We start from the raw sequence: 25,723 nt of genomic DNA on the forward strand, positions 1-25,723 counted from the left end.
CCCGGGGCGCGGTGACCGCGTGCCCCGGCCACCGGGCCCGCCGTTCGCGCGCCCGCGCCCCGGGGCGTGCCACGGCGCGCCCGCACCTCTTCCGTACCTCTGACGCACCACCTTCCACCGCACGCTCCGTACCCGGCCGACCGCCCGGTACGACCAAGGGGGGAACCCTTCCCATGTCCACACAGCAGCCCGTGCTGCAACTCCAGGGCCTGACCCGCGTCCACGGCGCGGGCGCCACCGAGGTGCACGCCCTGCGCGGCATCGACCTCTCCGTGCACCCCGGCGAACTCGTCGCCGTCATGGGCCCGTCCGGCTCCGGCAAGTCCACCCTGCTCACCATCGCGGGCGGCCTGGACGCCCCCAGCGGGGGCCGGGTGATCGTCGAGGGGACCGACATCACCACCGCCGGCGTCAAGCAGCTCGCGGCCCTCCGCCGCCGCAGCATCGGGTACGTCTTCCAGGACTACAACCTCATCCCGGCCCTCACGGCAGCCGAGAACGTCGCCCTGCCCCGTGAACTGGACGGGACCTCCGCCCGCAAGGCGCGCGTCGAGGCCATCGCCGCCCTGGAGGAGATGTCGCTCGGCCACCTCGCCGACCGCTTCCCCGACGAGATGTCCGGCGGGCAGCAGCAGCGCGTGGCCATCGCCCGCGCCCTGGTCGGCGACCGCCGGCTCGTCCTCGCCGACGAGCCGACCGGCGCCCTCGACTCCGAGACCGGCGAGTCCGTCCTCGCCCTGCTCCGTTCCCGCTGCGACGCGGGCGCCGCCGGCGTCCTCGTCACCCACGAGCCCCGGTTCGCCGCCTGGGCCGACCGCGTCGTGTTCCTGCGGGACGGCGCCATCGTCGACCAGACCGTGCGCAGCGAGGCCGACTCCCTCCTCACGGGCCGGGTGGCGGAGGCGTGAAGACCTGGTTCCACTCCTGGCGGGCCGCGATCCGCATCGCCCGACGCGACGCCTGGCGCGCCAAGGGCCGCAGCGCCCTCGTCCTCGCGATGATCGCGCTGCCCATCCTGGGCGTCAGTGCCCTCGACCTGACCTACCGCAGCTCGACGCTCTCCCCCGCCGAGCGGCTGGACCGGCTGGTCGGCGCGGCCGACGCGCGCTTCACGGACGCCCACATGGGCGGCGTGCCGATCCTCCAGGACCCGGAGGGCGAAATGCGCGCTCCGGCCGAGGACGGTCCCGGCAGGCCCTGGCCGTCCGGCGACACCGACGTCACCCAGGCCATCCCCGCGGGTTCCACCGTCCTCACGGACCGGGTCGGATCGGCCAAGCTGACCACAACCCACGGCCTGCTGGTGACCGAGGTCCGCGAGCTGAAGGCGTCCGACCCGATCGCGCGCGGCATCATGCCGCTTCTGGAGGGACGCCTCCCGGAGAAGGCCGACGAGGCCATGGCGACCTCGCACTTCCTGGAGAGCAGCGGACTGGCGATCGGATCGACCCTTTCCGCTCGCAATTTCGACCGCCCGTACCGGATCGTCGGCTCCTACGAACTTCCCAGTTCGCTCAAGGCCGATCAGATCAACGTCCTGCCCGGCGCCTTCTTCGAGCCGTACACGAAAGCCATCGTGAAGAGCGGTCTGCCGGTCCCGGAGAGCTCCGTCTCGTACCTGGTGCGGAAGCCCGGCGGTTTCACGTGGAACATGGTCCAGGAGGCCAACACCAAGGGCGTCTCCGTCACCTCGCGTGCCGTGCTGCTCGATCCGCCCGCCCACGCCGACGTGCCGCTCTACCAGAAGGACGGCTGGGGCACCTACGACTTCCAGCCGGGTCTCTCCCCCGCCGAACTCGCCTCTCTCGCGACCGTCGTGGGCCTGGCGATGCTGGAGATCTGCCTGCTCGCCGGACCCGCGTTCGCGGTCGGCGCCCGGCGCTCGCGCCGCCAGCTCGGCCTGGTCGGGGCCAACGGCGGTGCCCGCAGCCACATCCGGGCGATCGTGCTGAGCGGCGGTCTGGTCATCGGCGTCGTGGCGGCCGTCGTCGGCACCGTGCTCGCCGTGGCCCTGACCCTGCTGCTGCGGCCGTTCCTCGAAGAGACGATGGGCCAGCGGTTCGGCGCCTTCGACGTCCGGCCGCTGGAAATCCTCGGCATCGCCCTGCTCGCGGTCCTGACCGGTCTGCTCGCCGCGATCGTCCCGGCCTTCACCGCCTCCCGGCAGAGCGTCCTCGCCTCGCTCACCGGCCGGCGCGGCGTCCGCCGCGGCAGCCGGGTGCTGCCCGTCATCGGCCTCGTGGCCTTCCTCCTCGGTGCGGCCATCGCCCTCTTCGGCTCCCTCGTCAGCCAGCAGGCCGCCCTGGTGGCCGCCGGCTCCGCCCTGGCCGAGCTGGGCATCGTCGCCCTGACTCCGGCTCTGGTGGGCCTGTTCGGGCGTACCGGGCGCTGGCTGCCGCTCTCCCCGCGCCTCGCGCTGCGGGACGCCGTCCGCAACCGGGGCCGTACGGCACCGGCCGTCGCCGCCGTCCTCGCCGCCGTCGCGGGAACGGTCGCCGTCTCCACGTACATGGCCAGCAGGGAGGCCGAGAACAGGGCCGAGTACCAGCCCGTGCTGCCGTACGGCGTGGTCGCCGCCTTCGTCCCCGAGGAGGGCGGCCGGGACGTCCCGGCGGTCCGCGAGGCCGTCCAGCGGTACCTGCCCGTCGACGTCCGCGCCGATGTCGACCGCGTCGCGGTCGGCAACCCCGGCTGTGCCCCGTGGAGCACCGAGGCGGGCTGCGGCCGCTACGAGGTCGTCGTCCCCCCGGCGAACCAGTGCCCGATGCACGCGACGGTCCCGGGCGGCGGTGACGCCTCCCAGAAGTTCACCCCCGAGCAGCGGCGGAAGATGCTCACCGACGACTGGCGCTGCAAGGAGCCTTCCGGCGACGGCCTCTACATCGACGGCGGTCTGCTCGTGGGCGACGCCAAGGTCCTCCAGGTCCTGGGGATCGACGACCCCGGGGCCGTGAAGGCCCTCGCCGACGGCAGGATCGTCAGTTTCTCCCGCGCCCAGGTCGCCAAGGACGGCACCGTCGGGATCAAGCAGATCACCGACATCGCCGCCGCCGACAAGGCGTCCGAGGAAGGACGGCCCGCGCCCGGCAAGGTCACCTCGATTCCGGCCTACCTGGTACCCGGCGACAAGGAGTCCTACGGCCTCCAGGCCCTGATGACCCCGGCCGCGGCCAGGGCCGCCGGCCTCTCCACCGTGCCGATGGGCCTGTACGCCGCCACCGACCGCCTCCCGGACGAAGAGCAGCGGCAGAAGCTCGACGGCGAGATCACCAAGCTCGGCAGCAACATCGTGCTGCGGCTGGAGGAGGGCTTCGTCAACGAGAACGGGATCGTCCTGCTCTCGCTGGCCATCTTCGCCGGACTCGTCACGATCGGCGCCGCCGGCATCGCCACCGGACTCGCCCAGGCGGACGCCGAGGCCGACCTGAAGACGCTCGCCGCCGTGGGCGCCCCGCCCCGGGTCCGCCGCACGCTCAGCGGATTCCAGTGCGGAGTCGTCGCCGCGATGGGCGTGGTCCTCGGCTCGGCCGCCGGACTGCTGCCCGCCGTCGGCCTCCGCCTCACCGAGGAGCGCGACCGGCTCCGCTCCTACGAGGAGAGCGTCGCCGAGGGCTGGAGCGTCGGAGGCACCCCGCCCGACCTGCCGATCGTCGTCCCGTGGGAGACCCTGGCCGGCCTGATCGTCGTCGTCCCGCTGGGCGCCGCGCTGCTCGCCGCCCTCGTGACCCGCTCGCGCGGCGCGCTGGCCCGGCGCGAGGCGACCTGACGGACCTCGTCGCCCGCCTGTGCCCCCGGACGAGGGTGGATCACTCCCGTCCGGGGGCACACCCCGTGGTGAAGCGCGTGTGCGAGAGAATGGCGGCATGGAGAAGCCGAGGAATGACAGGTCGCAGGAGAGCCCCCAGGTCCTCATCGTGGGACAGGACGGGATGGCGCTCGGCGGCACTCAGGGTGACGACGAATCCCGCGAGGTCCCGGTGACGGAAATGGTGGAGCAGCCCGCGAAGGTCATGCGGATCGGCAGCATGATCAAGCAGCTTCTGGAGGAGGTCCGCGCGGCTCCTCTCGACGAGGCCAGCCGCGTCAGGCTCAAGAACATCCACGCCGGTTCCGTGAAGGAGCTGGAGGACGGGCTCGCGCCCGAACTGGTCGAGGAACTGGAGCGGCTCTCCCTGCCGTTCACGGACGACGCGATCCCCTCCGAGGCGGAGCTGCGCATCGCGCAGGCCCAGCTCGTGGGCTGGCTGGAGGGCCTCTTCCACGGCATCCAGACGGCGCTGTTCGCCCAGCAGATGGCGGCCCGCGCCCAGCTGGAGCAGATGCGCCGGGCGCTGCCGCCGGGCGCCGGGCACGACGATGACGACGACCACGGACCGGGCCACGCGGTGCGCTCGGGCCCGTACCTGTAGGACGGCGCGCGCACGCGGGAGGGCCCGGCACACGGTGTGCCGGGCCCTCCCGCGTGCGGCCGTTCAGCCCCGGGGCGCGAGCAGCAGGACCTTGCCCACGTGGCCGCCGGACTCCAGTGCCCGGTGTCCCTCGGCGGCCTCCGGCAGCGGCACCGTACGGTCGACGACCGGCTTGACCGTGCCCGCCTCGATCAGCGGCCAGACGTGCTCGCGGACGGCGGCGACGACGGCCGCCTTCTCCCGCGCCGGGCGGGACCGCAGCGTGGTCGCCATGAGGGTGCCGCGCTTCGCGAGCAGCGCTCCGAGGTTCAGCTCGCCCTTCGTCCCGCCCTGGAGGCCGATGACCACGAGCCGGCCGTTCACGGCCAGCGCCTTCACGTTCCGCTCCAGGTACTTGGCGCCGACGATGTCCAGGACGACGTCCGCCCCGGCTCCGTCCGTCGCCCTGCGCAGCTCCTCCACGAAGTCCTGCTCGCGGTAGTCGATGAGGACGTCCGCGCCCAGTCCGGCGCAGCGCTCCAGTTTCCCGGGGCTGCCCGCGGTGACCGCGACCCGCGCTCCGGCCGCCTTCGCGAGCTGGATCGCCATCGTGCCGATCCCGCTGGCCCCGCCGTGCACGAGCAGCGTCTCCCCGGGGCCCAGGCGCGCGCCCATGAAGACGTTCGACCAGACGGTGCACGCGACCTCGGGGAGCGCGGCGGCCGTGACCGGGTCGATGCCCTTCGGCACCGGAAGGAGCTGACCGGCCGGGACCGCGACCTTCTCCGCGTAGCCCCCGCCCGCGAGCAGCGCGCACACCTCGTCGCCGACGGCCCAGCCGGACACCCCGGGACCGAGCGCGGCGATCCGGCCCGCGCACTCCAGACCGGGGTACGGGGAGCTGCCCGGCGGCGGATCGTAGAAACCCTGGCGCTGGAGCAGGTCGGCACGGTTGACCGCGCTCGCCGCCACCTCGACGAGGACCTCGCCCTCGCCGGGCACGGGGTCGGGCACCTCGGACCAGATCAGGGCCTCGGGTCCACCGGGTTCCGGAATCGTGATCGCATACATGACGGCGAGGCTACTCCCGGGACCGCCGCCGGGGTCCGGGTCCCGGCCGGGAGGCTCCGGCGGGGCGGTTCCAGCGGGGGGATTTCGGCGGGGCGGTTTTTTGGGGCCCCGGCGAGCGGTTCCGGCGGGGCGGTTCCCGTCCAGACGGTTCCGGCCGGGCGTCTCAGTTCTCCGGCGGCGGGGAGAGACGGGTCACCGGCACGGCGCGCACGATGGTGATCAGGCGGTCGGTCAGCTGGAGCGGGCTGGCCGCGGGATCGTCGTAGCCGAGCAGCCGGTGTCCCCGGAGCACGCTCACCACGAGGTCCCCGGTCTCCCGCACGCTCTTGCCGACCTCGCTCTTGTTCACCGGGCGCTCGACCAGATCGAGGCCGGAACCCTGCTGGATCAGGTCCTCCATCACCGTGCCGGCGCTGGGGCTCAGCACCGAGAGGCCGAGCAGGCGGCCGGCGGCGCTGGCGCTGGTGATGACCGCGTCCGCGCCGGACTGGCGCAGCAGCGGCGCGTTCTCCTCCTCGCGGACGGCGGCGACGATCTTCGCGCCCCGGTTGAGCTGGCGTGCCGTGAGGGTGACCAGGACGGCCGTGTCGTCGCGCTGGGTGGCGATGACGATCTGCCGCGCCCGCTGCACCTCGGCGCGGAGCAGCACGGCGCTGCGGGTCGCGTCCCCGATGACACCGACGAAACCGTCCGCGTTCGCCGTCTCGATCACCTTGCTGGAGGGATCGACGATGACGATCTGCTCCTTGCTGAGCCCCGTGGCGCAGAGGGTCTGGATCGCGGACCGCCCCTTCGTGCCGAAGCCGACGATGACGGTGTGGTCGCGCAAGGTGGACCTCCAGCGGTTCAGCCGGAACTCCTCCCGGGTCCGCTCGGTGAGGACCTCCAGGGTGGTGCCGACCAGGATGATCAGGAACAGCACGCGCAAGGGCGTGACCAGCAGGATGTTGGCGAGCCTCGCCGTGTCGCTGTACGGGACGACATCGCCGTAGCCGGTGGTGGAGAGCGTCACGGTCGCGTAGTAGACGCAGTCGAGGAAGTCGAGCTCCTCGTCGGCGTTGTCGTGGTAACCGCCGCGGTCGAAATAGACGATGAGGACCGTCGCGGCCAGCACGGCGAACGCCATGAGCAGCCGCTTGCCGACCTGGCGCAGCGGCCGCTCGACCACTCGCCGGGGCAGTGTGACCCGGGGTCCGGCGAGTTTCTCGTCGGCGTGACGGGCCATCACGTCACGACTGGGAAGTTTCACGTGAAACACGCTCCTTGGCCCGGTACGGGCCCGCCGCCGTCGGCCAGGGAAGGTCGAGGACGTCCAGCTCGCGGCCGGGGCGGGCCCCGCCGGGCGGAACGACGGCCAGGGCGTCCGCGGCGGCGATCCCGCGGAGCATGGCCGGTCCGTTGTAGCGCAGCGGGACGACCTGCCCGCCGTGGTGGACGACCGGAACGAGACGCGTGTCATGGGGGTGCCCGTGCACCTCGTCCCGAACGGCCACACGGTACGACACGAGAGAACGGAGCCCCGCTCCGGCCCCGTCCTCGACCGCCGACAGGGCGGCGAGCAGGGGCGCGGCGAGGGTGAGCAGTCCGGAGACGGCCGCGAGCGGGTTGCCGGGCAGCCCGACGAGGTGGCGTACGTGCCGGGGCTCCCCGGGACCGGCTCCGAGGTGGGCGAGGAGCATCGGATGTCCCGGCCGGACCCTCACCCCGTCGACCAGGAGGGTGGCACCGGCTCTGTCGAGTACGCGGTGGACGTGGTCGACGGGGCCCGCGGCGGTTCCTCCGGTGGTGACGACCAGATCGGCCGTCGAACCGGTGACGGCCGCGTGCAGTTCCTCGGCGTCGTCACCGATCCGGCGGGTGGCCAGGACGTCCGCGCCGAGCGCCGCCAGCCAGGGGCCGAGCATCGGTCCGAGGGCGTCCCGGATGAGCCCTTCGTGGGGAAGACCGAACGCGAGGAGTTCGTCGCCGAGGACCAGGATCTCCACGCGGGGCCGGGGCGGCACGGGGAGTTCGTCGTACCCGGCGGCGGCGGCGAGCCCCAGCACGGCGGGGGTCACGGTGGTGCCGGCGGGCAGCAGCTCGTCGCCGGAGCGGCACTCCTGTCCCCGGGGACGGATGTCCTGCCCGGCGACGATCTCGCGCAGGGCGTGCAGCGGAAGGTTCCCCGTACCGCCGCCGGGGCCGGTCCGGGAGTGCTCGGTACGGAGGACGGCCGTGGTCCCGGGCGGAACGGGGGCGCCGGTGGCGATCCGTACCGCCTCCCCCGCGGCCAGGGCGGCGGCCGGTGCGCGACCGGCGAGGACGGCGGCGGCCTCGCGGACGTGCCAGGGGCCGGGGCCCGCGACCGCCCAGCCGTCCATGGCGGAGGTGTCGAAGGAGGGCAGGTCGACGAGGGCGAGGAGCGGTTCCGCCAGGACCTGGCCGAGCGCCCGGCCGAGCGGGAGCCCCAGCGGTTTCCGGCCGGCCCGCGCGGCCGTCCCGGCGCGGCTCGCGGCGGCCCGCGCGTCGGGCCAGGAAACCGCCCCGCAGGGCCGCTCGGCCTTCGCGTCGGCGGCGGCCCCGGGGGGCCCGGAGGCTCCGGGAGCTCCGGGATCTATGGGAGGCCCGGAGGTCACCGGGGACCCGGAGGCGGTGGGGGCGGGCTCCTTCAGGCTCATCCGGTTCCGTCCTGTTCGGACTCCCAGCGCAGGGCGAGCGCCACGGCCTTGCGGGCGGCCTCGGCGACCGCCTCGGGGCCGTTCTCGCCCGCTCGCGCCGCCGCGTACCCCACGAGGAAGGTGGTCAGGGGCGCGGCGGGGCGGGCCACGTTGTGGGCGGCGTCGCGGGCCAGGTCGAGCAGCACGCCGGTGTCGACGTCCAGCTCGATGCCCAGTTCGTCCTTGACTGCGGTGATCCATTCGTCCAGCACGGTCCCATGCTCCCTGATGCGGGCCCGGGCCGTGGCGATGTCCTCCCAGGTGTCGCAGTCGAACGAGGCGAGGGACCCCCCGGGAACCCGGGTGACACGGAGCGCGCGCGTGAGGTGCCGCAGGGGCACGTGGGCGAGGCCGTGCCGCTCGTCCGCGAGCCGGAGCAGCTCCCGGCGCAGCGGCCCGGCCCGGTACGCGGCGACGAGCGGCTGGTCCCACCCCCCGTCGTCGACGAGGAGCGCGGCCTCGGTCCCGGGCTCCTCCGCCAGGGCGCCGAGGAGGCTCCGCACGGTGGTTCCGTCCAGGAAGGGAAGGTCGGCGGAGAGGACGAGCAGCACGGCGGCTCCCGTCTCCCGCACCCCCGCGTCGAGGGCGGCCACCGGACCGCCGCCGGGGGGCTCCTCCCTGGTCCAGCGGACGGGCCGGCCGGTCGGCCGGGGGTCTCCGACGACCACGGTCCGTCCGGCGTCGGGGCATGCCGCGAGCACGCGGTCCAGGAGGGTGCGCCCTCCGACCCGTACGGCGGGCTTGTCCGCGCCGCCGAGCCGCTCGGCGGCGCCCCCGGCGAGCACGACGGCGTCGTATGCGGTAGTCACCCCAGCAGTATGGGCCGCCGGGCCCCACGAGCGTCCGGTCCGTCCCTCGGGGAGGGACGGACCGGCCCCGAACCGGACCGGTCCGGGCCCGTCCGGCGGGCCCGGCAACCGGTTCCGCGTGCCGCGACAGCGGGCTGCGGGCTGCGGGCCGTCAGACCGTTCGGAGCAGGACGGCGGGCTGTTCGACGCAGTCCGCCACGTACCTCAGGAAGCCGCCGGCCGTACCGCCGTCGCAGACGCGGTGGTCGAAGGTGAGCGAGAGCTGCACCACCTGGCGGACGGCCAGCTCGCCCCGGTGCACCCAGGGCTTGGGGACGATCCGGCCGACCCCGAGCATGGCGGCCTCGGGGTGGTTGACGATCGGCGTGGAGCCGTCCACCCCGAACACCCCGTAGTTGTTGAGGGTGAAGGTGCCGCCTGTCAGGTCGGCCGGGGTGAGCGCGGACCGCCGGGCGGCCTCGGTCAGGCGCCCGAACTCCTCCGTCAGCGACTCCGCCGTCCGCCGCCCCGCGTCCTTGACCACGGGGACGACGAGGCCGCGCGGGGTCTGGGCGGCGAAACCGAGGTGCACGTCCGGCAGGCGGACGATCTCCCGGGCGGCGGTGTCGACCGTGGAGTTCAGCTCGGGGAAGCGGGCCAGGGCGTGGACGCAGATCCGGGCGAGGAGCGCGAGCAGCGAGATCTTCGGTCCGCCCGCCGCGTTCATCGCCGTCCGCGCCGCCATCAGTTCGGTGGCGTCGGCGTCGACCCAGCAGGTCGCGTCCGGGATCTCCGTACGGCTGCGGGACAGCTTGTCCGCCACCGCGCCCCGGAGCCCGCGCAGCGGAATCCGCTCCGCACCCGGAGCGGTACCGGAAGGGGCGGAGGCGGAAGGAACGGGGGCGAGGAGGGGTGCCGGGGCGGCGGCGGGCTTCTCCAGGTCCGCGAGGGCCCGCTCGACATCGGCCCGCAGGATCAGCCCCTCGGGCCCCGAGCCGCGCACCCGCCGCAGGTCGAGCCCCCCGTCCCTGGCCAGCTTCCGCACGAGCGGGGAGATGACGGGCGCGGGCCTCCGGTGCCCGTCGACGGCCCCGGTCGCCGGCGCGGGAGCGGAAGTGCCGGCCGGCGCGGGAGCGGGGGCCGTGACCGTCGCGGAGGCGGAGGCGGGCGCCGCCACCGTCACCCGGGCGGTGGCCGGGTCCGCAGGCCGCACCCGCCGACGCCGGGCGGCGGGCCCGGCGGTGCCGTACCCGACCAGCACGTTGCCCGAGTACTCCGAGGACACGGCGGCGTCGGCGGCGCTCTCCGGGGCGGAGGCCGCGGGCGCCGGTTCCTCGGCGCCGCCCACCGCGACCGTCAGGAGAGGCGCCCCGACGGGCAGTTCGGTGCCCTCCTCGCCGTACCGGGCGGTGACGACGCCGCCGTACGGGCAGGGCACCTCGACCACGGCCTTGGCCGTCTCGACCTCGACGACCGGCTGGTCCACGGCGACCACGTCGCCGACGGCGACCAGCCAGCGCACGATCTCGGCCTCGGTCAACCCCTCACCGAGGTCGGGCAGTTTGAACTCGAGAACCCGGGCCATCAGTTGTTCGCCTCCCACTGGAGTCGCGCCACCGCGTCCAGGACCCGGTCCACGCCGGGCAGGTGGTGCCGTTCCAGCATCGGCGGCGGGTACGGGATGTCGAAGCCCGCGACCCGCAGCACCGGTGCCTCCAGGTGGTGGAAGCAGCGTTCGGTCACCCGGGCGGCGATCTCCGCGCCGGGGCCGCCGAAACCGGTCGACTCGTGGACCACCACCGCGCGTCCGGTGCGCCGCACCGAGGCGCAGACGGTCTCGTCGTCGAACGGCACGAGCGAGCGCAGGTCGACGACCTCCAGGTCCCAGCCCTCGGCCTGCGCGGCCTCCGCCGCCTCCAGGCAGACCGGCAGGGAGGGGCCGTAGGTGATCAGGGTGGCGCCGGTGCCCCGGCGCCGTACGACGGCCCTGCCGATCGGCTCGACGGCGGCGGGCGCCTCCGGGGACCAGTCGGACTTGGACCAGTAGAGCCGCTTGGGCTCCAGGAAGACCACGGGGTCGTCGGAGGCGATGGCCGCGCGCAGCAGGCCGTAGGCGTCCTCGACGGTGGCCGGGGTGACGACGTGCAGCCCCGGTGTGGCCGTGTAGTACGCCTCGGAGGAGTCGCTGTGGTGCTCGACGCCGCCGATGCCGCCGCCGTACGGGACGCGGACGACGATCGGCATCGGCATCGTGCCGCGCGTGCGGTTGCGCATCCGGGCCACGTGGGAGACCAGCTGCTCGAACGCCGGGTAGGCGAAGGCGTCGAACTGCATCTCCACGACCGGCCTCAGGCCGTACATGGCCATGCCGACGGCCGCGCCGAGGATGCCCGCCTCGGCCAGCGGGGTGTCCGTGCAGCGGTCCTCGCCGAACTCGGCGGCGAGCCCGTCGGTGACGCGGAAGACGCCGCCGAGGGTGCCGACGTCCTCGCCCATCACGTGGACGGCCGGGTCCTCGGCCATGGCGTCGCGCATGGCGCGCTGGAGCGCCTGGGCCATCGTGGCGGGCTTGGCCCTCCCGGCCCTCCCGCCGGTTCCGTCCGCCCGGGGGCCGGTCGTCGCGGTCGTCATCACGCCTCACCCTCGGCTTCGAGCTCGGCGCGCAGCTGCGCCGCCTGTTCGCGCAGCTGCGCGGTCTGCTCCGCGTAGACGTGGGCGAAGAGGTCCATCGGGTCGAGCACCGGGTCGGCGTTCATCCGCTCGCGCAGGTCCGCGGCCATCGTCTCGGCGGCCTCGGCCGCCGCGCGCCTGCCGTCCTCGTCCAGCAGTCCGCGCTCCGTCAGCTCCCGTTCGAGGAGCAGGACCGGGTCGTGCGCCCGCCAGGCCTCGACCTCGGCGGCCTCGCGGTAGCGGGTGGCGTCGTCGGCGTTGGTGTGGGCGTCGATCCGGTAGGTGACGGCCTCGACCAGGGTCGGCCCGCCGCCGCGCCGCGCGCGGGCCACGGCCTCGGTGAGCACCTGGTGGACGGCGACCGCGTCGTTGCCGTCCACGAGCCGGCCGGGCATGCCGTACCCGACGGCCTTGTGGGCGAGGGAGGGCGCGGCGGTCTGCTTGGCGAGCGGCACGGAGATCGCGAAGCCGTTGTTCTGGACGAGGAAGACCACGGGCGCCCGCCAGACGGCCGCGAAGTTCAGCGCCTCGTGGAAGTCGCCCTCGCTGGTGCCGCCGTCGCCGACCATGGCGAGGGCGACGACGTCGTCGCCCTTGAGGCGGGCGGCGTGGGCGAGTCCCACCGCGTGCGGGAGCTGGGTGGCCAGGGGCGTGCAGAGCGGCGCGATCCGGTGCTCGTGCGGGTCGTAACCGGTGTGCCAGTCGCCGCGCAGCAGGGTCAGGGCCTGGACGGGGTCGAGTCCGCGTGCGACCGCCGCCAGGGTGTCGCGGTACGAGGGGAAGAGCCAGTCCCGGTCCTCCAGGGCCGTCGCGGCGGCGATCTCGCACGCCTCCTGGCCGGTGGTGGACGGGTACACCGCGAGGCGGCCCTGCTTGGTGAGGGCGGTCGCCTGCGTGTTGTAACGGCGGCCCCGGACCAGCTCCGCGTAGAGCCTCAGCAGCAGCGCGGGGTCGGCGTCGGCCGCGGCGGCCGTGCCGAGCACGCGCAGCGGCTCGGCGTCGGGCAGCAGCGGGGCGGGGTCGGTGCACGGCTGCCATGCCGGCGGGGGGGTCCGGTGGGCGCGGGCGGCACCGGGCGGCTCTTGGACTGTCGAACTGCGCTGTCGCAACGAGTCCACCTCCTCGTGGGAGCGGGCATGACACCCGAAGACGGGCGGCGCGAGTGTGGTGCGCCTCACCTACCGATTGTTCGGTCGTGGAGGCATTTTGGCTACAGGCACCTCCAGCCTGTGGACAAACGGTTCTCCACAGCCTGGGATGGACACAGGTCGTCCACCGGAGAGAGGCGGGGGCACATGGCGGATGAACAAATGGCCGACGAGCGGGAGCAGGCCGTCGTCCCGGCGCCCGCGACGCCGGTCCCGGCCTTTCCGGCACGTCCTCTGGACGCCGTCGACCGCGACATCCTGCGCATCCTCCAGTCGGACGGGCGCGCCTCGATCCGCTCCGTGGCCGAGCGGGTGCACGTCTCCCGGGCCAACGCCTACGCACGGATCAACCGGCTCGTCGACGACGGCGTGATCCGCGGCTTCAGCGCGCGCGTCAACCACGAGCGGGCGGGGCACGGCGCCTCCGCCTACATCACGCTCAAGATCGTCCAGAACTCCTGGCGGACCGTGCGCGAACAGCTCCAGGCCCTGCCGGGAGCCGCACACATCGCGCTGGTCAGCGGCGATTTCGACGTCCTGCTCCTGGTGCACACCCCGGACAACCGAACCCTGCGCGAGCTGGTGCTCACCAGGCTCCAGGCGATCCCGGAGGTGCTCTCCACCCGGACCCTGCTGGTCTTCGAGGAGACCGACCTCGACCCGGACCACCGGGAGACCTGACGGGCGGGGCGGAGCCCACCGGGAAGCCCGCCGAGAGATCTCCGGGAGCTCGCCAGGAGGCCGTCAGGAAGCCGTCCGCAGCCCGTCGAAGGCCAACCGGGCGACGGTCTCGGCCAGCTGCTGCTCCTCCGCGGGGTCCTGCTGCGGCCGGTACCACTCCACCAGCGAGTTGATCATGCCGAAGAGGAGCCGGGTCGCGAGCCGGATGTCCACGTCCGCCCGCAGGTCGCCCTCGGCGGCTGCGGCCTTCAGCAGCTCGGCCACCCGGTGGTCGAACTCGCGGCGGCGCTCCATCGCCCACCGCTCGGTGCCCGTGTTGCCCCGCACCCGCAGCAGCAGCGTCACGTACGGCAGCTCCGCGATCAGCACCTCGACGGTGCGGCGCGTGACGTACTCGACCCGCTCGACGGCCCGGCCCCGCCCGGCCCCCGGCTCGTCGAGGATCGCGAACAGGCCGTCGAGCGCGCGGCTGACCGCCCGCCGCAGCAGCTCCTCCTTGCCGGTCACGTGGTGGTAGATCGACGACTTGGAGATGCCCGCCGCCTTCGACAGGTGCTCCATCGACGTACCGTCGTAACCGCGCTCGTTGAAAATCCGTACCGCGACCGAGAGCAGCGTCTCGGGGGTGTAGGTGTCGCGCTTCGCCGTGGTCATCGGGAGTCCTTCCCCGTTCGGGCTTCCTCGTCGTACGCCCGGCGCACGAGACCGACGCCCGGCGCGTACCGCCCCGTCGGGTACCACTCGTGCAGTGCCCTGAGCAGCTCGCACACGCGCTGGTGGCCGACGCTCGCGGCCCACTCCAGCGGTCCGGCCGGGTAGTTGACCCCGAGCCGCATCGCCGTGTCGACGTCCTCGGCGGTGGCGACCCCGCGGTCGACCGCGTCGGCCGCGAGATCGGCCAGCATCGCGACCGTGCGGGCGACGATCATGCCGGGCACGTCGCCGATCACGGACACCTGTTTGCCGAGGGCCTGGAAGAGACCCACCGCCCCGGCGAGCCTCTCCGGCGCGATGTCCTCCCGGGCGGAGAGCACGATCCGGCCCGCGCGCGCGTAGTCGAAGGCCAGGTCGAAGAGGACGGCGTTCTCACGGCCGTGCTCGAAGGCGGGCTCCCCGTCCGTGAGCATCAGCGCGGTGCCGTCCGGCAGCTCGATGAAACCGCTGCCGATCGTGCGCCGCCGGACCCTGATCCCGGCCCCTTCGAAGAGCCCCACCAGCGGTTCGGCCGGTCCCAGGTCGCCCCGGACGGTGACCCGCGCGGGCGCCTCCGCCGGGGGCGCCGTGTGCGGCCCGGGCCGCTCGGCGCCCTCCGCGTACGGGAACCAGCCGTGCCCGGTCTTGCGGCCGAGCCGCCCCGACTCGACGAGCCGGCGCTGCGCGAGCGACGGGGTGAACTTGGGGTCGTGGTGGAAGGACTCCCACACCGACCGGGTGACGGCCTCATTCACGTCCTGGCCGATCAGGTCGGTCAGCTCGAACGGGCCCATGCGGAAGCCGCCGCTCTCGCGCAGGGCCGCGTCGATGGTGGCCGGGTCGGCCGCGCCTTCCTCGTGGACCCGCAGCGCCTCGGCGTAGAAGGGGCGCGCGATCCGGTTCACGAGGAAGCCGGGGGTGTCCGCGCAGCGCACCGGGGTCTTGCCCCAGCTCTTCACCGTCGCGTACGCGCGCGTGGCGGTGTCCGGATCGGTGGCGAAGCCGCTGACGACCTCGACGAGGGGGAGCAGCGGCGCCGGGTTGAAGAAGTGCAGCCCGACGAAGCGGCCGGGCAGGCGCAGGGCTCCCGCGACGGCGGTGACGGAGAGGGAGGAGGTGTTCGTGGCGAGGACGGTGTCGTCCCCGACGACCTCCTCCAGATCCGCGAAGAGCCGTCGCTTGACCGGGAGGTCCTCGACGACCGCCTCGATCACGAGGGCGGCGTCCGCCAGTTCGGAGAGTTCCGCCGCCGCGTGCAGCCGCCCGACGGCCGCCTCGCGCGCGCCGGCCTCCAGGCGCCCCTTCTCCACGAGGCGGTCCAGGCGGGCGGTGAGGGCGGCCACGGCCTCCCCGGCCCTGCCGGGGGCGCTGTCGTAGAGGCGCACGGGGTGGCCGGCGACCAGGGCGACCTGGGCGATCCCCTGCCCCATGGTCCCGGTGCCGACGACGGCGACGGTGCGGTGCCGCTCCACGGCGGGACCCGGCTCCACGGCGGGCTCAGGCTCCACGGCGGGTCCCGGCTCCACGGCCTCCGCACGGCTCTGTTCCACGGCTTCCCCGGTGGCGGATTCGCTGGCGGTCACGTCGTCGCTCCCCCTGACGGTCACGTCGGCTCTCATGGGGGTGATCCTCCCCGATGGGTTTTCCACAGGTTCGACGGCCCCCCTTGTCCCGACCGATCGTTCGGTTACTCTAACTCCGTACGTGTCTCCCTGCCCAGCTCGACGAGGAGTTGGTCCATCCATGGCCACCGTCCAGCCGACCTCCGACCGTCTGGCCGAGAAGCACCGGCCCACGCTCGACCAGGCGCTCGACACCATCCGCACCCGTGCCTACTGGTCGCCGCACCCCGAACACCCGAAGGCGTACGGAGCGGACGGCTCGCTCGACGCGGCGGCGGGGCTCGCCGCGTACCGGGCCCTGCTGCACACCCGTTTCGAGCTGGACCAGCCCGGCACGGACGGCTGGACCGGCGGCGAGGTCTCGCCGTACGGCCCGGAGCTGGGCGTCGAGTACCCGCACGCCGACCTCGACGTCCTGCTCCCCGCCATGCGCGCGGGGACGGGCGCCTGGCGGGACGCCGGAGCCGAGACCCGCGCCCTGGTCTGCCTGGAGATCCTGGCCCGGATCTCCGCCCGCACCCACGAGTTCGCCCACGCCGTCATGCACACCAGCGGACAGGCGTTCATGATGGCGTTCCAGGCCGGCGGCCCGCACGCCCAGGACCGGGGTCTGGAGGCCGTGGCGTACGCGTACGCGGAGCAGACCCGCACCCCCTCCGGGCGGACCGGCTGGTCCAAGCCCCAGGGCAAGCGCGACCCCCTGGAGCTGAGCAAGGAGTTCACCCCGGTCGGCCGGGGCGTCGCCCTGGTGATCGGCTGCAACACCTTCCCCACGTGGAACGGCTATCCGGGCCTGTTCGCCTCCCTCGCCACCGGCAACCCGGTCCTGGTCAAGCCCCACCCCCGCGCGGTCCTGCCGCTCGCCCTCACCGTCCGGATCGCCCGTGAGGTCCTGGCCGGGGCGGGCTTCGACCCGAATCTGGTGGCGCTCGCCGCCGAGCGCCCCGGCGAGGGCGTCGCCAAGACGCTGGCCGTGCGGCCGGAGATCCGGATCATCGACTACACCGGCTCGACCGCCTTCGGCGACTGGCTGGAGGCCAACGCCCGCCAGGCCCAGGTCTACACCGAGAAGGCCGGCGTCAACTCGGTCGTGGTGGACTCCACCGACGACTACAGGGGCATGCTGGCCAACCTGGCCTTCTCGCTGTCGCTCTACAGCGGCCAGATGTGCACCACCCCGCAGAACCTGCTGATCCCCCGCGACGGCATCGCCACCGATCAGGGACCCAAGTCGTACGACGAGGTGGTGGCCGACCTCGCGGCGGCGATCGACGGCCTGCTCGGGGACGACGCCCGCGCCAACGGCCTGCTCGGCGCCCTGGTCAATCCGGACGTGAAGGCACGTCTGGAGGCCGCCGCCGGACTCGGGGAGGTGGCGCTCGCGTCTCGCGAGGTGGTCAACCCGGAGTTCCCGGACGCCGTGGTCCGCACCCCGCTCGTCGTGAAGCTGGACGCCTCCAAGCCGGAGGCCCGGGACGCGTACTCCTCGGAGTGCTTCGGCCCCGTCTCCTTCGCCGTCGCGGTGGACTCCACCGCCGACGCCCTGGAGCTGCTGCGGCGCACGGTCCGCGAGAAGGGCGCGATGACGGTCGGCGCGTACACGACCTCGGAGGAGACCGAGCGGGCGGTGGAGGAGGTCTGCCTGGAGGAGGCGGCCCAGCTCTCGCTGAACCTCACGGGCGGGGTGTACGTGAACCAGACGGCGGCGTTCTCCGACTTCCACGGCTCCGGCGGAAACCCGGCCGCGAACGCGGCCCTGTGCGACGGCGCCTTCGTCGCCAACCGCTTCCGGGTGGTGGAGGTCCGCCGCCAGACGTGACCGTCCCGTGCGCGGCGGGGCCCGCCGGGCCCCGCCGCCTCAGGGGGTCCCGATCTCGGCGTACCTCTGGATCCACGCGTGCATGGCGATGGCGGCGGCCGCTCCCGCGTTGATCGAGCGGGTCGAGCCGAACTGGGCGATCGAGCAGACCGTCTCCACGTGGGCGCGGGCCTCCTCGGTGAGTCCGGGGCCCTCCTGGCCGAAGAGCAGCACACAGCGGCGGGGGAGGACGGTCCGCTCCAGCGGCACGGCGCCGGGCAGGTTGTCGATGCCGATGACGGGCAGGCCCTCGGCCGCCGCCCAGGAGGTCAGCGACTCGGTGTCCGGGTGGTGGCGGACGTGCTGGTAGCGGTCGGTGACCATGGCGCCCCGCCGGTTCCAGCGGCGCCGGCCCACGATGTGGACCTCCTTCGCCAGGAAGGCGTTGGCGGTCCGTACCACCGAGCCGATGTTGAAGTCGTGGCCCCAGTTCTCCACCGCCACGTGGAAGTCGTGGCGCCGGGTGTCCAGGTCGGCGACGACCGCCTCCCGGGTCCAGTACCGGTAGCGGTCGACGACGTTGCGCCGGTCTCCGCCGGCCAGCAGCTCGGGGTCGTACCGCTCGCCCCGGGGCCACGGCTCCGGATGCGGGCCGACACCGACCTCGGTGCCGAACCCCTCGTCGTACTGGACCGGCTCCCCGGCCGTCTCCGGTCCGGCCGTCTCCGGCCCGGGCTTCTCCGGTCCGGGCTTCTCTTCGGTGGTGCTCACCCGACGAGGGTACGGGGGCCGCGCTCCTCACCCGTACGGCGCTGTCCGGGCAGCCTCCCGCCCGGTGTCCGCCGCAGCAACCGGTCCCGGCCCCCGGCCACCCGGGCACCCAGGGCCACCAGGAAGGCCGTCGGGAGGAAGACGGCGTCGGCGGAGATCATCGCGAGCGAGAAGACCGGCAGCCCGAGGAGCAGGGCGATGCCGGCGTGCTCCAGCATCATCGCCACGAGGAGGACGTTCTTGACCTTGCGGTTGAAGAGGGTGAAGGGGAAGGCGACCTGGACGATCACCGTTCCGTAGGACAGCGCCATCACCATGATCCCGCTCGACGCGAGCAGTCCGGAGAGTGCGGGCCAGGGGGTGAAGTGGTCAAGGTGGAGGGGGTAGAACAGCGCGGTGCCGTCCTGCCAGCGCGAACCCTGGATCTTGTACCAGCCGGCCGTGGCGTAGATCAGGCAGACCTCCGCCATGAGGACGAGGAGGGCGGCGTTGTGCGCGAGGTTCGCGAGGGCGTCGAGCAGGACGCGCGGCTCTCCGGGGGCGTGCCGGCGGACCAGCCACCACAGCGCGTTCCCCAGCCAGAGCACCCACAGCAGCACCGGGACCCACCACTCCCCGGTGACGTCGCCGAACCGGGTGGCGGCCATGAGGAAGCCGCCGAGCACGGTCCACAGCAACGGACCGGTGAGATCGCGGCGCGGCGGCTCCCCGGCACGGGCGGCCCGGTCCTCGCGGGCCTCCCGGCGGGCGTCGAGGGACCAGACCCGGCCGCACCGGATCAGGACGAGGTAGATCGCGGCGAGGTGGAGGACGTTGTCGCCGCCGTCGCCCACGAAGACCGAACGGTTCTGGAGCGACAGGACCCCGGCCATGAAGACCACGGACACGGCCCGGGTGCGCCAGCCCACCAGGAGCAGCACGGCGGAGAGCACCGCGAGCCCGTAGACGCACTCGAACCAGAGGCGCCCGTCCGACCACATGAGCACGCTGAAGGAACGGTTCTGGGCGATCAGTCGGCGGGCGAGATCCCAGGACCAGGGAGCGTCGGGACCGTACAGCTCGTGCCGGTGCGGCAGCTCCCGCAGCAGGAAGAGCAGCCAGGTCAGCGAGAAGCCGATCCGGACGATCGCGGCCTGGTACGGGCCGAGGGGGCGCCCGGTGACGGTCTGGACGGCGCGGGCGAGCCGGCGGTCGGCGGGCTCGCGGGTGCGCGCGTCCGGAGGGGCGGTCGCGGGGTCCGGCCGGGATGCCGGGTTCGGGAGGGTCATCGGGTGGTCTCCGCGCGGTTCCGGCCGCTCCCGGCGGGTCGGTCGGTGTCGGTGATCCGCCACCACGGGAAGGGGCGGTAGGAGGGAGAGGGCTCCGGTCGCACGGCGCTCTCCGTGCTCTCGGGGCTCTCGGGGTTCTCGGGGTTCTCGGGGTTCCACGCGGGGGCGGCGACGGGCCGGGTCACGGTACGGAGCTGGACGCGCCGCACGTCGGCGCCGTCGAGGGAGGGCAGGGCGCCGAGCCGGAGCATCACGATCCGGCGCATGTACTCCTCCGAGAGGTGACCGCGCGACCCGTTGGGACGGAGGTCGTCGGAGTGCGAGGTGAAGTAGAAGTCCACGGCCCTGCGGAGCAGGTTCTGCTGGACGTGGCTGGGCATCGGGTGGTGGAGGACCGCCCCGACGTCCCCGGCGGTGAGGTCGATCCAGCCGGTGGTCCGGTGACCGCCGCCGGCGGTGGCGACCTCGGCGCGGACCTCGACCGAGACGTTCTGCTGGAGCGGGTTGGGCGCGAAGAGCTTCCAGTTCTGCTCGAACTCGGGGTAGATCCAGTCGTCCACGGCCTGGCCGTGCCGCTTGGTCAGCGTGTTGGACGGCGCCACGTGCAGGAAGACCATCGCCAGGTGGACGCAGGCGAACACCCCGGTGACGGCGAGCGCGACCGCGACGACCACCTGGTACGGCAGGGACAGGGCCGTGATGCCGGTCCCGGCCGCCGGGGCGGCGTCCACGGGGGACGGCGCGCGCGGAGGGGCGGCCGGGGGGCCCGGGGGCGCGGGCGGCGGGTCCGCCGGGAACGGGTGGCGGTCGTCGTCGTCCGTCCCGGACGTCTCCTTCTCGACGTACGCGTCCATCCCGCCCCGATCCCGATCGGCCCGCCCCGGTCATCCACAGGGTTGACACCATACGGGCCGCCGACTCACCATTGGAGTCATTCAACCGAACGATCGGTCGGTAGGGGGTCCGATGACCGCAATGACGGCAGGGACGGCAGGTGGCACGACCGCACCCGGCGCCACGGGCGAGGCCGGGGCGGTGGAGCAGGCCGCCCGCGAGGCCGTGTTCGACGCCGCCGTCGCCGCCGACGAGCGCATCGAACCGCGCGACTGGATGCCCGACGCCTACCGCGCCTCGCTCGTCCGCCAGATCGCCCAGCACGCCCACTCCGAGATCATCGGCATGCAGCCCGAGGCGAACTGGATCACCCGGGCCCCCTCGCTGCGGCGCAAGGCGATCCTGATGGCCAAGGTGCAGGACGAGGCGGGGCACGGCCTGTACCTGTACAGCGCGGCGGAGACCCTCGGCACCAGCCGCGACGAGCTGCTCGACAAGCTCCACACCGGCCGCCAGAAGTACTCCTCGATCTTCAACTACCCCACGCTGACCTGGGCCGACGTCGGAGCGATCGGCTGGCTGGTGGACGGCGCCGCGATCACCAACCAGGTCCCCCTGTGCCGCTGCTCCTACGGCCCCTACGCCCGCGCGATGGTCCGGGTCTGCAAGGAGGAGTCCTTCCACCAGCGCCAGGGGTACGAGGCGCTGCTCGCCCTGTCGAACGGCACCGAGGCCCAGCACGCCATGGCGCAGGACGCGGTGAACCGCTGGTGGTGGCCCTCGCTGATGATGTTCGGCCCGCCGGACGACGAGTCGACCCACACGGCCAGGGCGATGGCCTGGAAGATCAAGCGCCACACCAACGACGAGCTGCGGCAGCGCTTCGTGGACATCGCCGTCCCGCAGGCCGAGGCGCTCGGCCTCACCCTCCCCGACCCCGACCTGCGGTGGAACGAGGAGCGCGGGCACTACGACTTCGGCCCGATCGACTGGACCGAGTTCTGGGACGTCCTCAAGGGGAACGGCCCCTGCAACGACCAGCGGCTGAGCAGGCGGCGCCGGGCCCACGAGGACGGCGCCTGGGTCAGGGAAGCGGCGGCGGCCCACGCGGAGAAGCACCACGGGAAGCACCGGGAGGCACAGGGATGACGAGCGACGGTTGGCCGCTGTGGGAGGTGTTCGTGCGCTCTCGCCGCGGACTGTCCCACACCCATGCGGGCAGTCTCCACGCGCCCGACGCGGAGATGGCCCTGCGCAACGCCCGGGACCTGTACACCCGCAGGAGCGAGGGCGTCTCCCTCTGGGTCGTCCCCTCCGCGGCGATCACCGCCTCCTCGCCCGACGAGAAGGACCCCTTCTTCGACCCGGCGGCGGACAAGCCCTATCGCCACCCGACGTTCTACGAGATCCCGGACGGGGTGAAGCACCTGTGAGCACCCCCGACATCCGGGAGGGCACCCCCGCCCAGGAAGGTGCCGACAGCCGGGAGAGCGCCGACAACCGGAAGGGCGCCGCCGTGCCCGTCGGCGCGGCACTCGCCCTCGGGGACGACGCCCTCGTCCTCTCCCACCGCCTGGGCGAGTGGGCCGGTTCCGCCCCCGTCCTGGAGGAGGAGGTCGCCCTGGCCAACATCGCGCTCGACCTGCTCGGCCAGGCCCGCGTCCTGCTCTCCCTCGTCGGCGACGAGGACGAGCTGGCCTACCTCCGGGAGGAGCGCTCCTTCCGGAACGTCCAGCTCGTCGAGCAGCCGAACGGGGACTTCGCCCACACCATCGCCCGGCAGCTGTACTTCTCGACCTACCAGCGTCTCCTGTACGGCCGGCTGGCCTCCGGCGACGGCCCCTTCGCCGGTCTCGCGGGCAAGGCCGTCAAGGAGGTCGCCTACCACCAGGACCACGCCGAACAGTGGACGCTGCGCCTCGGCGACGGCACCGCCGAGAGCCACGAGCGGATGCGACGCGCCTGCGACGCCCTGTGGCGGTACACGGGCGAACTGTTCCAGCCCGTCGAAGGGCTCGACGTGGACACCACGGAGCTGGAGAGCGCCTGGCTGGAGTCGGTGACGGACGTCCTCGGACGGGCCACGCTCGACGTTCCCACCGGGCCGCGCACCGGTGCCTGGAGCGCGGGCGCGGGCCGGCAGGGCCTGCACACGGAGCCCTTCGGGCGGATGCTCGCCGAGATGCAGCACCTGCACCGCAGCCACCCGGGGGCGTCGTGGTGACCAGGACGCCCCTGGAGGAGGAGCTGAGCCGGGTCGCCGGCGCCGTCCCCGACCCGGAGCTCCCCGTCCTCACCCTGGAGGAGCTGGGCGTCGTGCGGGGCGTTCACGTGACCGGCCCCGGCCGGGTCGAGGTCACCCTCACCCCGACCTACACGGGCTGCCCGGCGATCGAGGCCATGTCCTCGGACATCGAGCGCGCGCTCCACGAGCACGGGGTCCCGGAGGTCTCCGTCGTCACCGTCCTCGCCCCCGCCTGGTCCACCGACGACATCAGCGAGGAGGGACGGCGCAAGCTCACCGAGTTCGGCATCGCCCCGCCCCGTCCGCAGGGCCCTTCCGGCGGGCCCGTGCCCCTGACCCTGGCGATCCGCTGCCCCCACTGCGGCTCCACCGACACCGAACTGCTGAGCCGTTTCTCCTCCACCGCGTGCAAGGCGCTGCGCCGCTGTACCGCCTGTCGCGAGCCGTTCGACCACTTCAAGGAGTTGTAGATGGTGACCTCAGGGGCCGGGCGGGCCGGATTCCACCCGCTCAGGGTGAGCGGGGTCGAGCGGCTCACGGACGACTCGGTGGCCGTCACCTTCGAGGTTCCGCCCGACCTCCAGGAGGCGTACCGGCACGTGCCCGGTCAGCACCTCGCCCTGCGGCGCACCGGAGAGCGGGGCGAGGAGGTCCGGCGCACGTACTCGATCTGCGCCCCGGCCGTCCCGGCCGGTGAACCCCCCGTCCTGCGCGTCGGCATCCGGCTCGTGGATGGCGGCACGTTCTCGACATACGCGCTCAAGGAGCTGGCCGTCGGGCACCTGGTCGACGTCATGGAGCCCCGGGGCCGTTTCACGCTCGCCCCGCGTCCCGGCCGCTTCGCGGCCGTCGTCGGCGGCAGCGGCATCACTCCGGTCCTGTCGATGGCGGCCACCCTGCTCGCCCGTGAGCCGGAGGCCCGGTTCTGCCTGGTCCGGAGCGACCGCACCGCCGCGTCCACGATGTTCCTGGACGAGGTGGCCGACCTCAAGGACCGTTACCCCGACCGGTTCCAGCTGGTCACCGTGCTCTCCCGGGAGGAGCAGCAGGCGGGGCTGCCGTCCGGGCGGCTCGACCGGGATCGGCTCACCGCGCTGCTGCCCGCGCTGCTGCCGGTCGGCGACGTCGACGGCTGGTTCCTCTGCGGTCCGTTCGGGCTGGTGCGGAGCGCCGAGCGGGCGCTGCGCGACCTGGGGGTCGATCGCGGCCGGGTCCACCAGGAGATCTTCCACGTGGACGACGGCTCGGCGACCGTGGTGGCCCCGGCGGCCGACGCCCCCGCGCACGCCACCCTGACCGCGACCCTGCACGGTCGTTCCGGCACCTGGCCGGTGGAACGGGGGGAGACGCTTCTCGACACCGTGCTCCGGGCCCGCGCGGACGCCCCTTACGCCTGCAAGGGCGGGGTGTGCGGCACCTGCCGCGCCTTCGTCGTCGACGGGGAGGTGCGGATGGACCGCAACTTCGCGCTGGAGCCGGAGGAGACCGACGCCGGATATGTCCTGGCCTGCCAGTCCCGGCCCGTCACCGCCGGGGTGGAGCTGGACTTCGACCGCTGACGGCTCCGCCCGCCGGCAAAGTCCACGACCGTTCGCTCCGGCCCCCGCACGGGGGGGCCGGGCCTCCGGGGAAAGATCAGAGGACGAAGGCCGGGCTGCCGTTCTCGGTCACCATCGGGCGCCCGGCTCCGTCCCAGGCGAGCATCCCGCCGTCGATGTTCACCGCGTCGAAGCCCTGCTGGACCAGGTACTGCGTGACCTGCGCCGACCGGCCGCCGACCCGGCACATCACATAGGCCCGGCCGCGCTCGGACAGGACCTCCGTGACCTCGCCGAAACGGGCCACGAAGTCGCTCATCGGCACGTGCACCGCGCCCTCGACATGACCGGCGGCCCACTCGTTGTCCTCCCTGACGTCCAGCACCAGGGCATCGGCGGGCACGGATGCCACGTCCACCGAGGGCAGCGGGGAGACGTTCATGGGACTGGCCTTCTCTCGTCGGAACCGCCGGGAGGAACCCGGACTCACGGAAAAACCTACTGCACGAGCCCGGACAGCTCGTTCTCCCGCTCGGAGACCTGTGCGAGCAGCTGCTCCGCGATCTCCTCCAGGAGCCGGTCCGGGTCGTCCGGCGCCATCCGCAGCATCGCGCCGATCGCGCTCTCCTCCAGCTCGCGCGCCAGCGCCGACAGCATGTCCTTGCGCTCCGCCAGCCACTCCAGACGGGCGTAGAGCTCCTCGCTCTCGCTGAGCCGCTCCTCGGCCGGCGCCGGGCCGGCCTCCCACTCGGCGGACAGCTCCCGCAGCAGCGCCTCGTCCCCGCGGGCGTAGGCGGCGTTCACCCGCGTGATGAACTCCTCGCGCCGCTTCCGCTCGTCCTCCTCGCGGGCCAGGTCGGGGTGGGCCTTGCGGGCCAGCTCGCGGTAGAGCCTGCGGGCCTCCTCGCCGGGCCGGACCCGCTTCGGCGGCTGCACCGGACGGCCGGTGAGCATCGCCGCCGCCTCGGGGGAGAGGCCGTCGGTGTCGGCCCAGTCGTGGAACAGTTCCTCCACCCCGGGCATCGGCAGGACCGCCGCCCGCGCCTCTCTCGCCCGTCGCAGGTCCTCCGCGTCACCGGTGCGGGCCGCCCGGGCCTCGGCGATCAGCGCCTCCAGCTCGTCGAGCCGCGCGTACATCGGACCGAGCTTCTGGTGGTGCAGCCGGGAGAAGTTCTCCACCTCGACCCGGAAGGTCTCGACGGCGATCTCGAACTCGATCAGCGCCTGCTCGGCCACCCGCACGGCACGTTCGAGCCGTGCCTCGGGCCGCTCGTCGGCTCCGGCTCCGGCTCCGGCTCCGGCTCCATCAACGGTGCCGGTGGCGGCACCGGCTTCGGCGGCCTCGCCGGCCCCCTCCCGCGGGCCGGAACCGGCATCCGTCTCCGTGTGCGGCTGTGCGTCGGCCGGGCCGCCGGCCGCGTTCTCGGCGCCGTCCTGGCCCTGGTCCACGTCGCTGTCCTCGTTCCGGGTCGTCACCCTCCCAGCGTAAGGGGGCGATGCGCCGCTCCCGGC

Annotated in this window: 23 protein-coding genes and 1 pseudogene; 10 read left to right on the forward strand and 14 right to left on the reverse strand. The window is 73.7% G+C overall.

Annotated elements, in window-relative coordinates:
* The first annotated feature begins 173 nt into the window (after nt 1-173).
* The 3 genes from ACFYZY_RS18380 to ACFYZY_RS18390 all read left to right on the forward strand — a co-directional run bounded on the left by ACFYZY_RS18380 (nt 174) and on the right by ACFYZY_RS18390 (nt 4,409).
* Entirely contained in the window at nt 174-908 is a 735-nt protein-coding gene (locus tag ACFYZY_RS18380; RefSeq protein ID WP_388695012.1) for an ABC transporter ATP-binding protein, read from the forward strand.
* A complete protein-coding gene (locus tag ACFYZY_RS18385) occupies nt 905-3,766 on the forward strand; it encodes an FtsX-like permease family protein (RefSeq protein ID WP_388695013.1) in 2,862 nt (953 codons plus the stop codon). Before ACFYZY_RS18380 ends, ACFYZY_RS18385 begins: the two co-directional genes overlap by 4 nt.
* 97 nt (nt 3,767-3,863) lie before the next feature.
* Entirely contained in the window at nt 3,864-4,409 is a 546-nt protein-coding gene (locus ACFYZY_RS18390) for a bacterial proteasome activator family protein (protein WP_388695015.1), read from the forward strand.
* Between the two features lie 63 nt (nt 4,410-4,472).
* On the opposite strand, the gene ACFYZY_RS18395 is transcribed toward ACFYZY_RS18390, so the two are convergent.
* The 7 genes and pseudogenes from ACFYZY_RS18395 to pdhA all read right to left on the reverse strand — a co-directional run bounded on the left by ACFYZY_RS18395 (nt 4,473) and on the right by pdhA (nt 12,731).
* A complete protein-coding gene (locus tag ACFYZY_RS18395) occupies nt 4,473-5,459 on the reverse strand; it encodes an NAD(P)H-quinone oxidoreductase (RefSeq protein ID WP_388695018.1) in 987 nt (328 codons plus the stop codon).
* A gap of 163 nt (nt 5,460-5,622) precedes the next feature.
* Nucleotides 5,623-6,684: a potassium channel family protein gene (locus ACFYZY_RS18400; protein ID WP_388695176.1), complete on the reverse strand. Its 1,062-nt coding sequence runs from the start codon at nt 6,682-6,684 to the stop codon at nt 5,623-5,625.
* A gap of 20 nt (nt 6,685-6,704) precedes the next feature.
* Nucleotides 6,705-8,116, reverse strand: a pseudogene (locus tag ACFYZY_RS18405) (molybdopterin molybdotransferase MoeA).
* Nucleotides 8,113-8,964 (reverse strand): NTP transferase domain-containing protein, encoded by an 852-nt coding sequence (locus tag ACFYZY_RS18410; RefSeq protein WP_388695020.1) that lies wholly within the window; start codon nt 8,962-8,964, stop codon nt 8,113-8,115. The pseudogene ACFYZY_RS18405 and the gene ACFYZY_RS18410 overlap by 4 nt, the downstream one beginning before the upstream one ends.
* A gap of 151 nt (nt 8,965-9,115) precedes the next feature.
* Nucleotides 9,116-10,528, reverse strand: a complete 1,413-nt coding sequence (locus ACFYZY_RS18415) for a dihydrolipoamide acetyltransferase family protein (protein WP_388695023.1) — start codon at nt 10,526-10,528, stop codon at nt 9,116-9,118.
* A complete protein-coding gene (locus tag ACFYZY_RS18420; protein WP_388695024.1) occupies nt 10,528-11,574 on the reverse strand; it encodes an alpha-ketoacid dehydrogenase subunit beta in 1,047 nt (348 codons plus the stop codon). The genes ACFYZY_RS18415 and ACFYZY_RS18420 overlap by 1 nt, the downstream gene beginning before the upstream one ends.
* Nucleotides 11,574-12,731 (reverse strand): pyruvate dehydrogenase (acetyl-transferring) E1 component subunit alpha, encoded by a 1,158-nt coding sequence (gene pdhA / locus ACFYZY_RS18425; RefSeq protein ID WP_388695179.1) that lies wholly within the window; start codon nt 12,729-12,731, stop codon nt 11,574-11,576. The genes ACFYZY_RS18420 and pdhA overlap by 1 nt, the downstream gene beginning before the upstream one ends.
* A gap of 192 nt (nt 12,732-12,923) precedes the next feature.
* On the opposite strand from pdhA, the gene ACFYZY_RS18430 reads away from it, so the two are divergent.
* The gene (locus tag ACFYZY_RS18430; RefSeq protein WP_388695182.1) at nt 12,924-13,442 is read left to right on the forward strand and encodes an Lrp/AsnC family transcriptional regulator; all 519 of its coding nucleotides are present in this window, start codon (nt 12,924-12,926) and stop codon (nt 13,440-13,442) included.
* A gap of 63 nt (nt 13,443-13,505) precedes the next feature.
* Here ACFYZY_RS18430 and ACFYZY_RS18435 read toward each other — a convergent pair whose 3' ends face one another.
* Both ACFYZY_RS18435 and ACFYZY_RS18440 read right to left on the reverse strand, forming a co-directional pair.
* Nucleotides 13,506-14,096: a TetR/AcrR family transcriptional regulator gene (locus tag ACFYZY_RS18435; RefSeq protein WP_388695027.1), complete on the reverse strand. Its 591-nt coding sequence runs from the start codon at nt 14,094-14,096 to the stop codon at nt 13,506-13,508.
* A complete protein-coding gene (locus tag ACFYZY_RS18440; RefSeq protein ID WP_388695028.1) occupies nt 14,093-15,754 on the reverse strand; it encodes a 3-hydroxyacyl-CoA dehydrogenase in 1,662 nt (553 codons plus the stop codon). Before ACFYZY_RS18440 ends, ACFYZY_RS18435 begins: the two co-directional genes overlap by 4 nt.
* A 124-nt stretch (nt 15,755-15,878) precedes the next feature.
* On the opposite strand from ACFYZY_RS18440, the gene paaN reads away from it, so the two are divergent.
* Nucleotides 15,879-17,576 carry a phenylacetic acid degradation protein PaaN gene (gene paaN, locus ACFYZY_RS18445; RefSeq protein ID WP_388695031.1) on the forward strand — a complete coding sequence of 566 codons (1,698 nt, stop codon included), beginning with the start codon at nt 15,879-15,881 and terminating at the stop codon, nt 17,574-17,576.
* 39 nt (nt 17,577-17,615) lie between these two features.
* Here the strand turns inward: paaN and ACFYZY_RS18450 are convergent, their stop codons facing one another.
* The 3 genes from ACFYZY_RS18450 to ACFYZY_RS18460 are packed head-to-tail and all read right to left on the reverse strand — an operon-like array spanning nt 17,616 to nt 20,448.
* Nucleotides 17,616-18,326 (reverse strand): TrmH family RNA methyltransferase, encoded by a 711-nt coding sequence (locus ACFYZY_RS18450; RefSeq protein ID WP_388695034.1) that lies wholly within the window; start codon nt 18,324-18,326, stop codon nt 17,616-17,618.
* Nucleotides 18,323-19,594: an HTTM domain-containing protein gene (locus tag ACFYZY_RS18455; protein ID WP_388695036.1), complete on the reverse strand. Its 1,272-nt coding sequence runs from the start codon at nt 19,592-19,594 to the stop codon at nt 18,323-18,325. The genes ACFYZY_RS18450 and ACFYZY_RS18455 overlap by 4 nt, the downstream gene beginning before the upstream one ends.
* Nucleotides 19,591-20,448, reverse strand: coding sequence for a DUF5819 family protein (locus ACFYZY_RS18460; protein WP_388695039.1), 858 nt, complete (start codon nt 20,446-20,448; stop codon nt 19,591-19,593). Before ACFYZY_RS18460 ends, ACFYZY_RS18455 begins: the two co-directional genes overlap by 4 nt.
* Before the next feature lie 112 nt (nt 20,449-20,560).
* On the opposite strand from ACFYZY_RS18460, the gene paaA reads away from it, so the two are divergent.
* The 5 genes from paaA to ACFYZY_RS18485 all read left to right on the forward strand — a co-directional run bounded on the left by paaA (nt 20,561) and on the right by ACFYZY_RS18485 (nt 24,232).
* Nucleotides 20,561-21,577 carry a 1,2-phenylacetyl-CoA epoxidase subunit PaaA gene (paaA, locus tag ACFYZY_RS18465; RefSeq protein ID WP_388695040.1) on the forward strand — a complete coding sequence of 339 codons (1,017 nt, stop codon included), beginning with the start codon at nt 20,561-20,563 and terminating at the stop codon, nt 21,575-21,577.
* Nucleotides 21,574-21,861, forward strand: a complete 288-nt coding sequence (gene paaB / locus ACFYZY_RS18470) for a 1,2-phenylacetyl-CoA epoxidase subunit PaaB (protein ID WP_388695041.1) — start codon at nt 21,574-21,576, stop codon at nt 21,859-21,861. The genes paaA and paaB overlap by 4 nt, the downstream gene beginning before the upstream one ends.
* A gap of 83 nt (nt 21,862-21,944) precedes the next feature.
* Entirely contained in the window at nt 21,945-22,652 is a 708-nt protein-coding gene (gene paaC, locus ACFYZY_RS18475; protein WP_388695184.1) for a 1,2-phenylacetyl-CoA epoxidase subunit PaaC, read from the forward strand.
* Nucleotides 22,646-23,143, forward strand: coding sequence for a 1,2-phenylacetyl-CoA epoxidase subunit PaaD (paaD, locus tag ACFYZY_RS18480; RefSeq protein ID WP_388695042.1), 498 nt, complete (start codon nt 22,646-22,648; stop codon nt 23,141-23,143). Before paaC ends, paaD begins: the two co-directional genes overlap by 7 nt.
* Entirely contained in the window at nt 23,144-24,232 is a 1,089-nt protein-coding gene (locus ACFYZY_RS18485; RefSeq protein WP_388695045.1) for a 2Fe-2S iron-sulfur cluster-binding protein, read from the forward strand.
* Nucleotides 24,233-24,308: 76 nt separating this feature from the next.
* Here the strand turns inward: ACFYZY_RS18485 and ACFYZY_RS18490 are convergent, their stop codons facing one another.
* Both ACFYZY_RS18490 and ACFYZY_RS18495 read right to left on the reverse strand, forming a co-directional pair.
* Nucleotides 24,309-24,653, reverse strand: a complete 345-nt coding sequence (locus ACFYZY_RS18490; protein ID WP_388695048.1) for a rhodanese-like domain-containing protein — start codon at nt 24,651-24,653, stop codon at nt 24,309-24,311.
* Nucleotides 24,654-24,709: 56 nt separating this feature from the next.
* Nucleotides 24,710-25,687, reverse strand: a complete 978-nt coding sequence (locus ACFYZY_RS18495) for a hypothetical protein (protein WP_388695050.1) — start codon at nt 25,685-25,687, stop codon at nt 24,710-24,712.
* Nucleotides 25,688-25,723: the final 36 nt, after the last annotated feature.

This window comes from Streptomyces sp. NPDC001744, from assembly GCF_042892575.1.
In the GTDB taxonomy this organism is placed as follows: Bacteria; Actinomycetota; Actinomycetes; order Streptomycetales; family Streptomycetaceae; genus Streptomyces.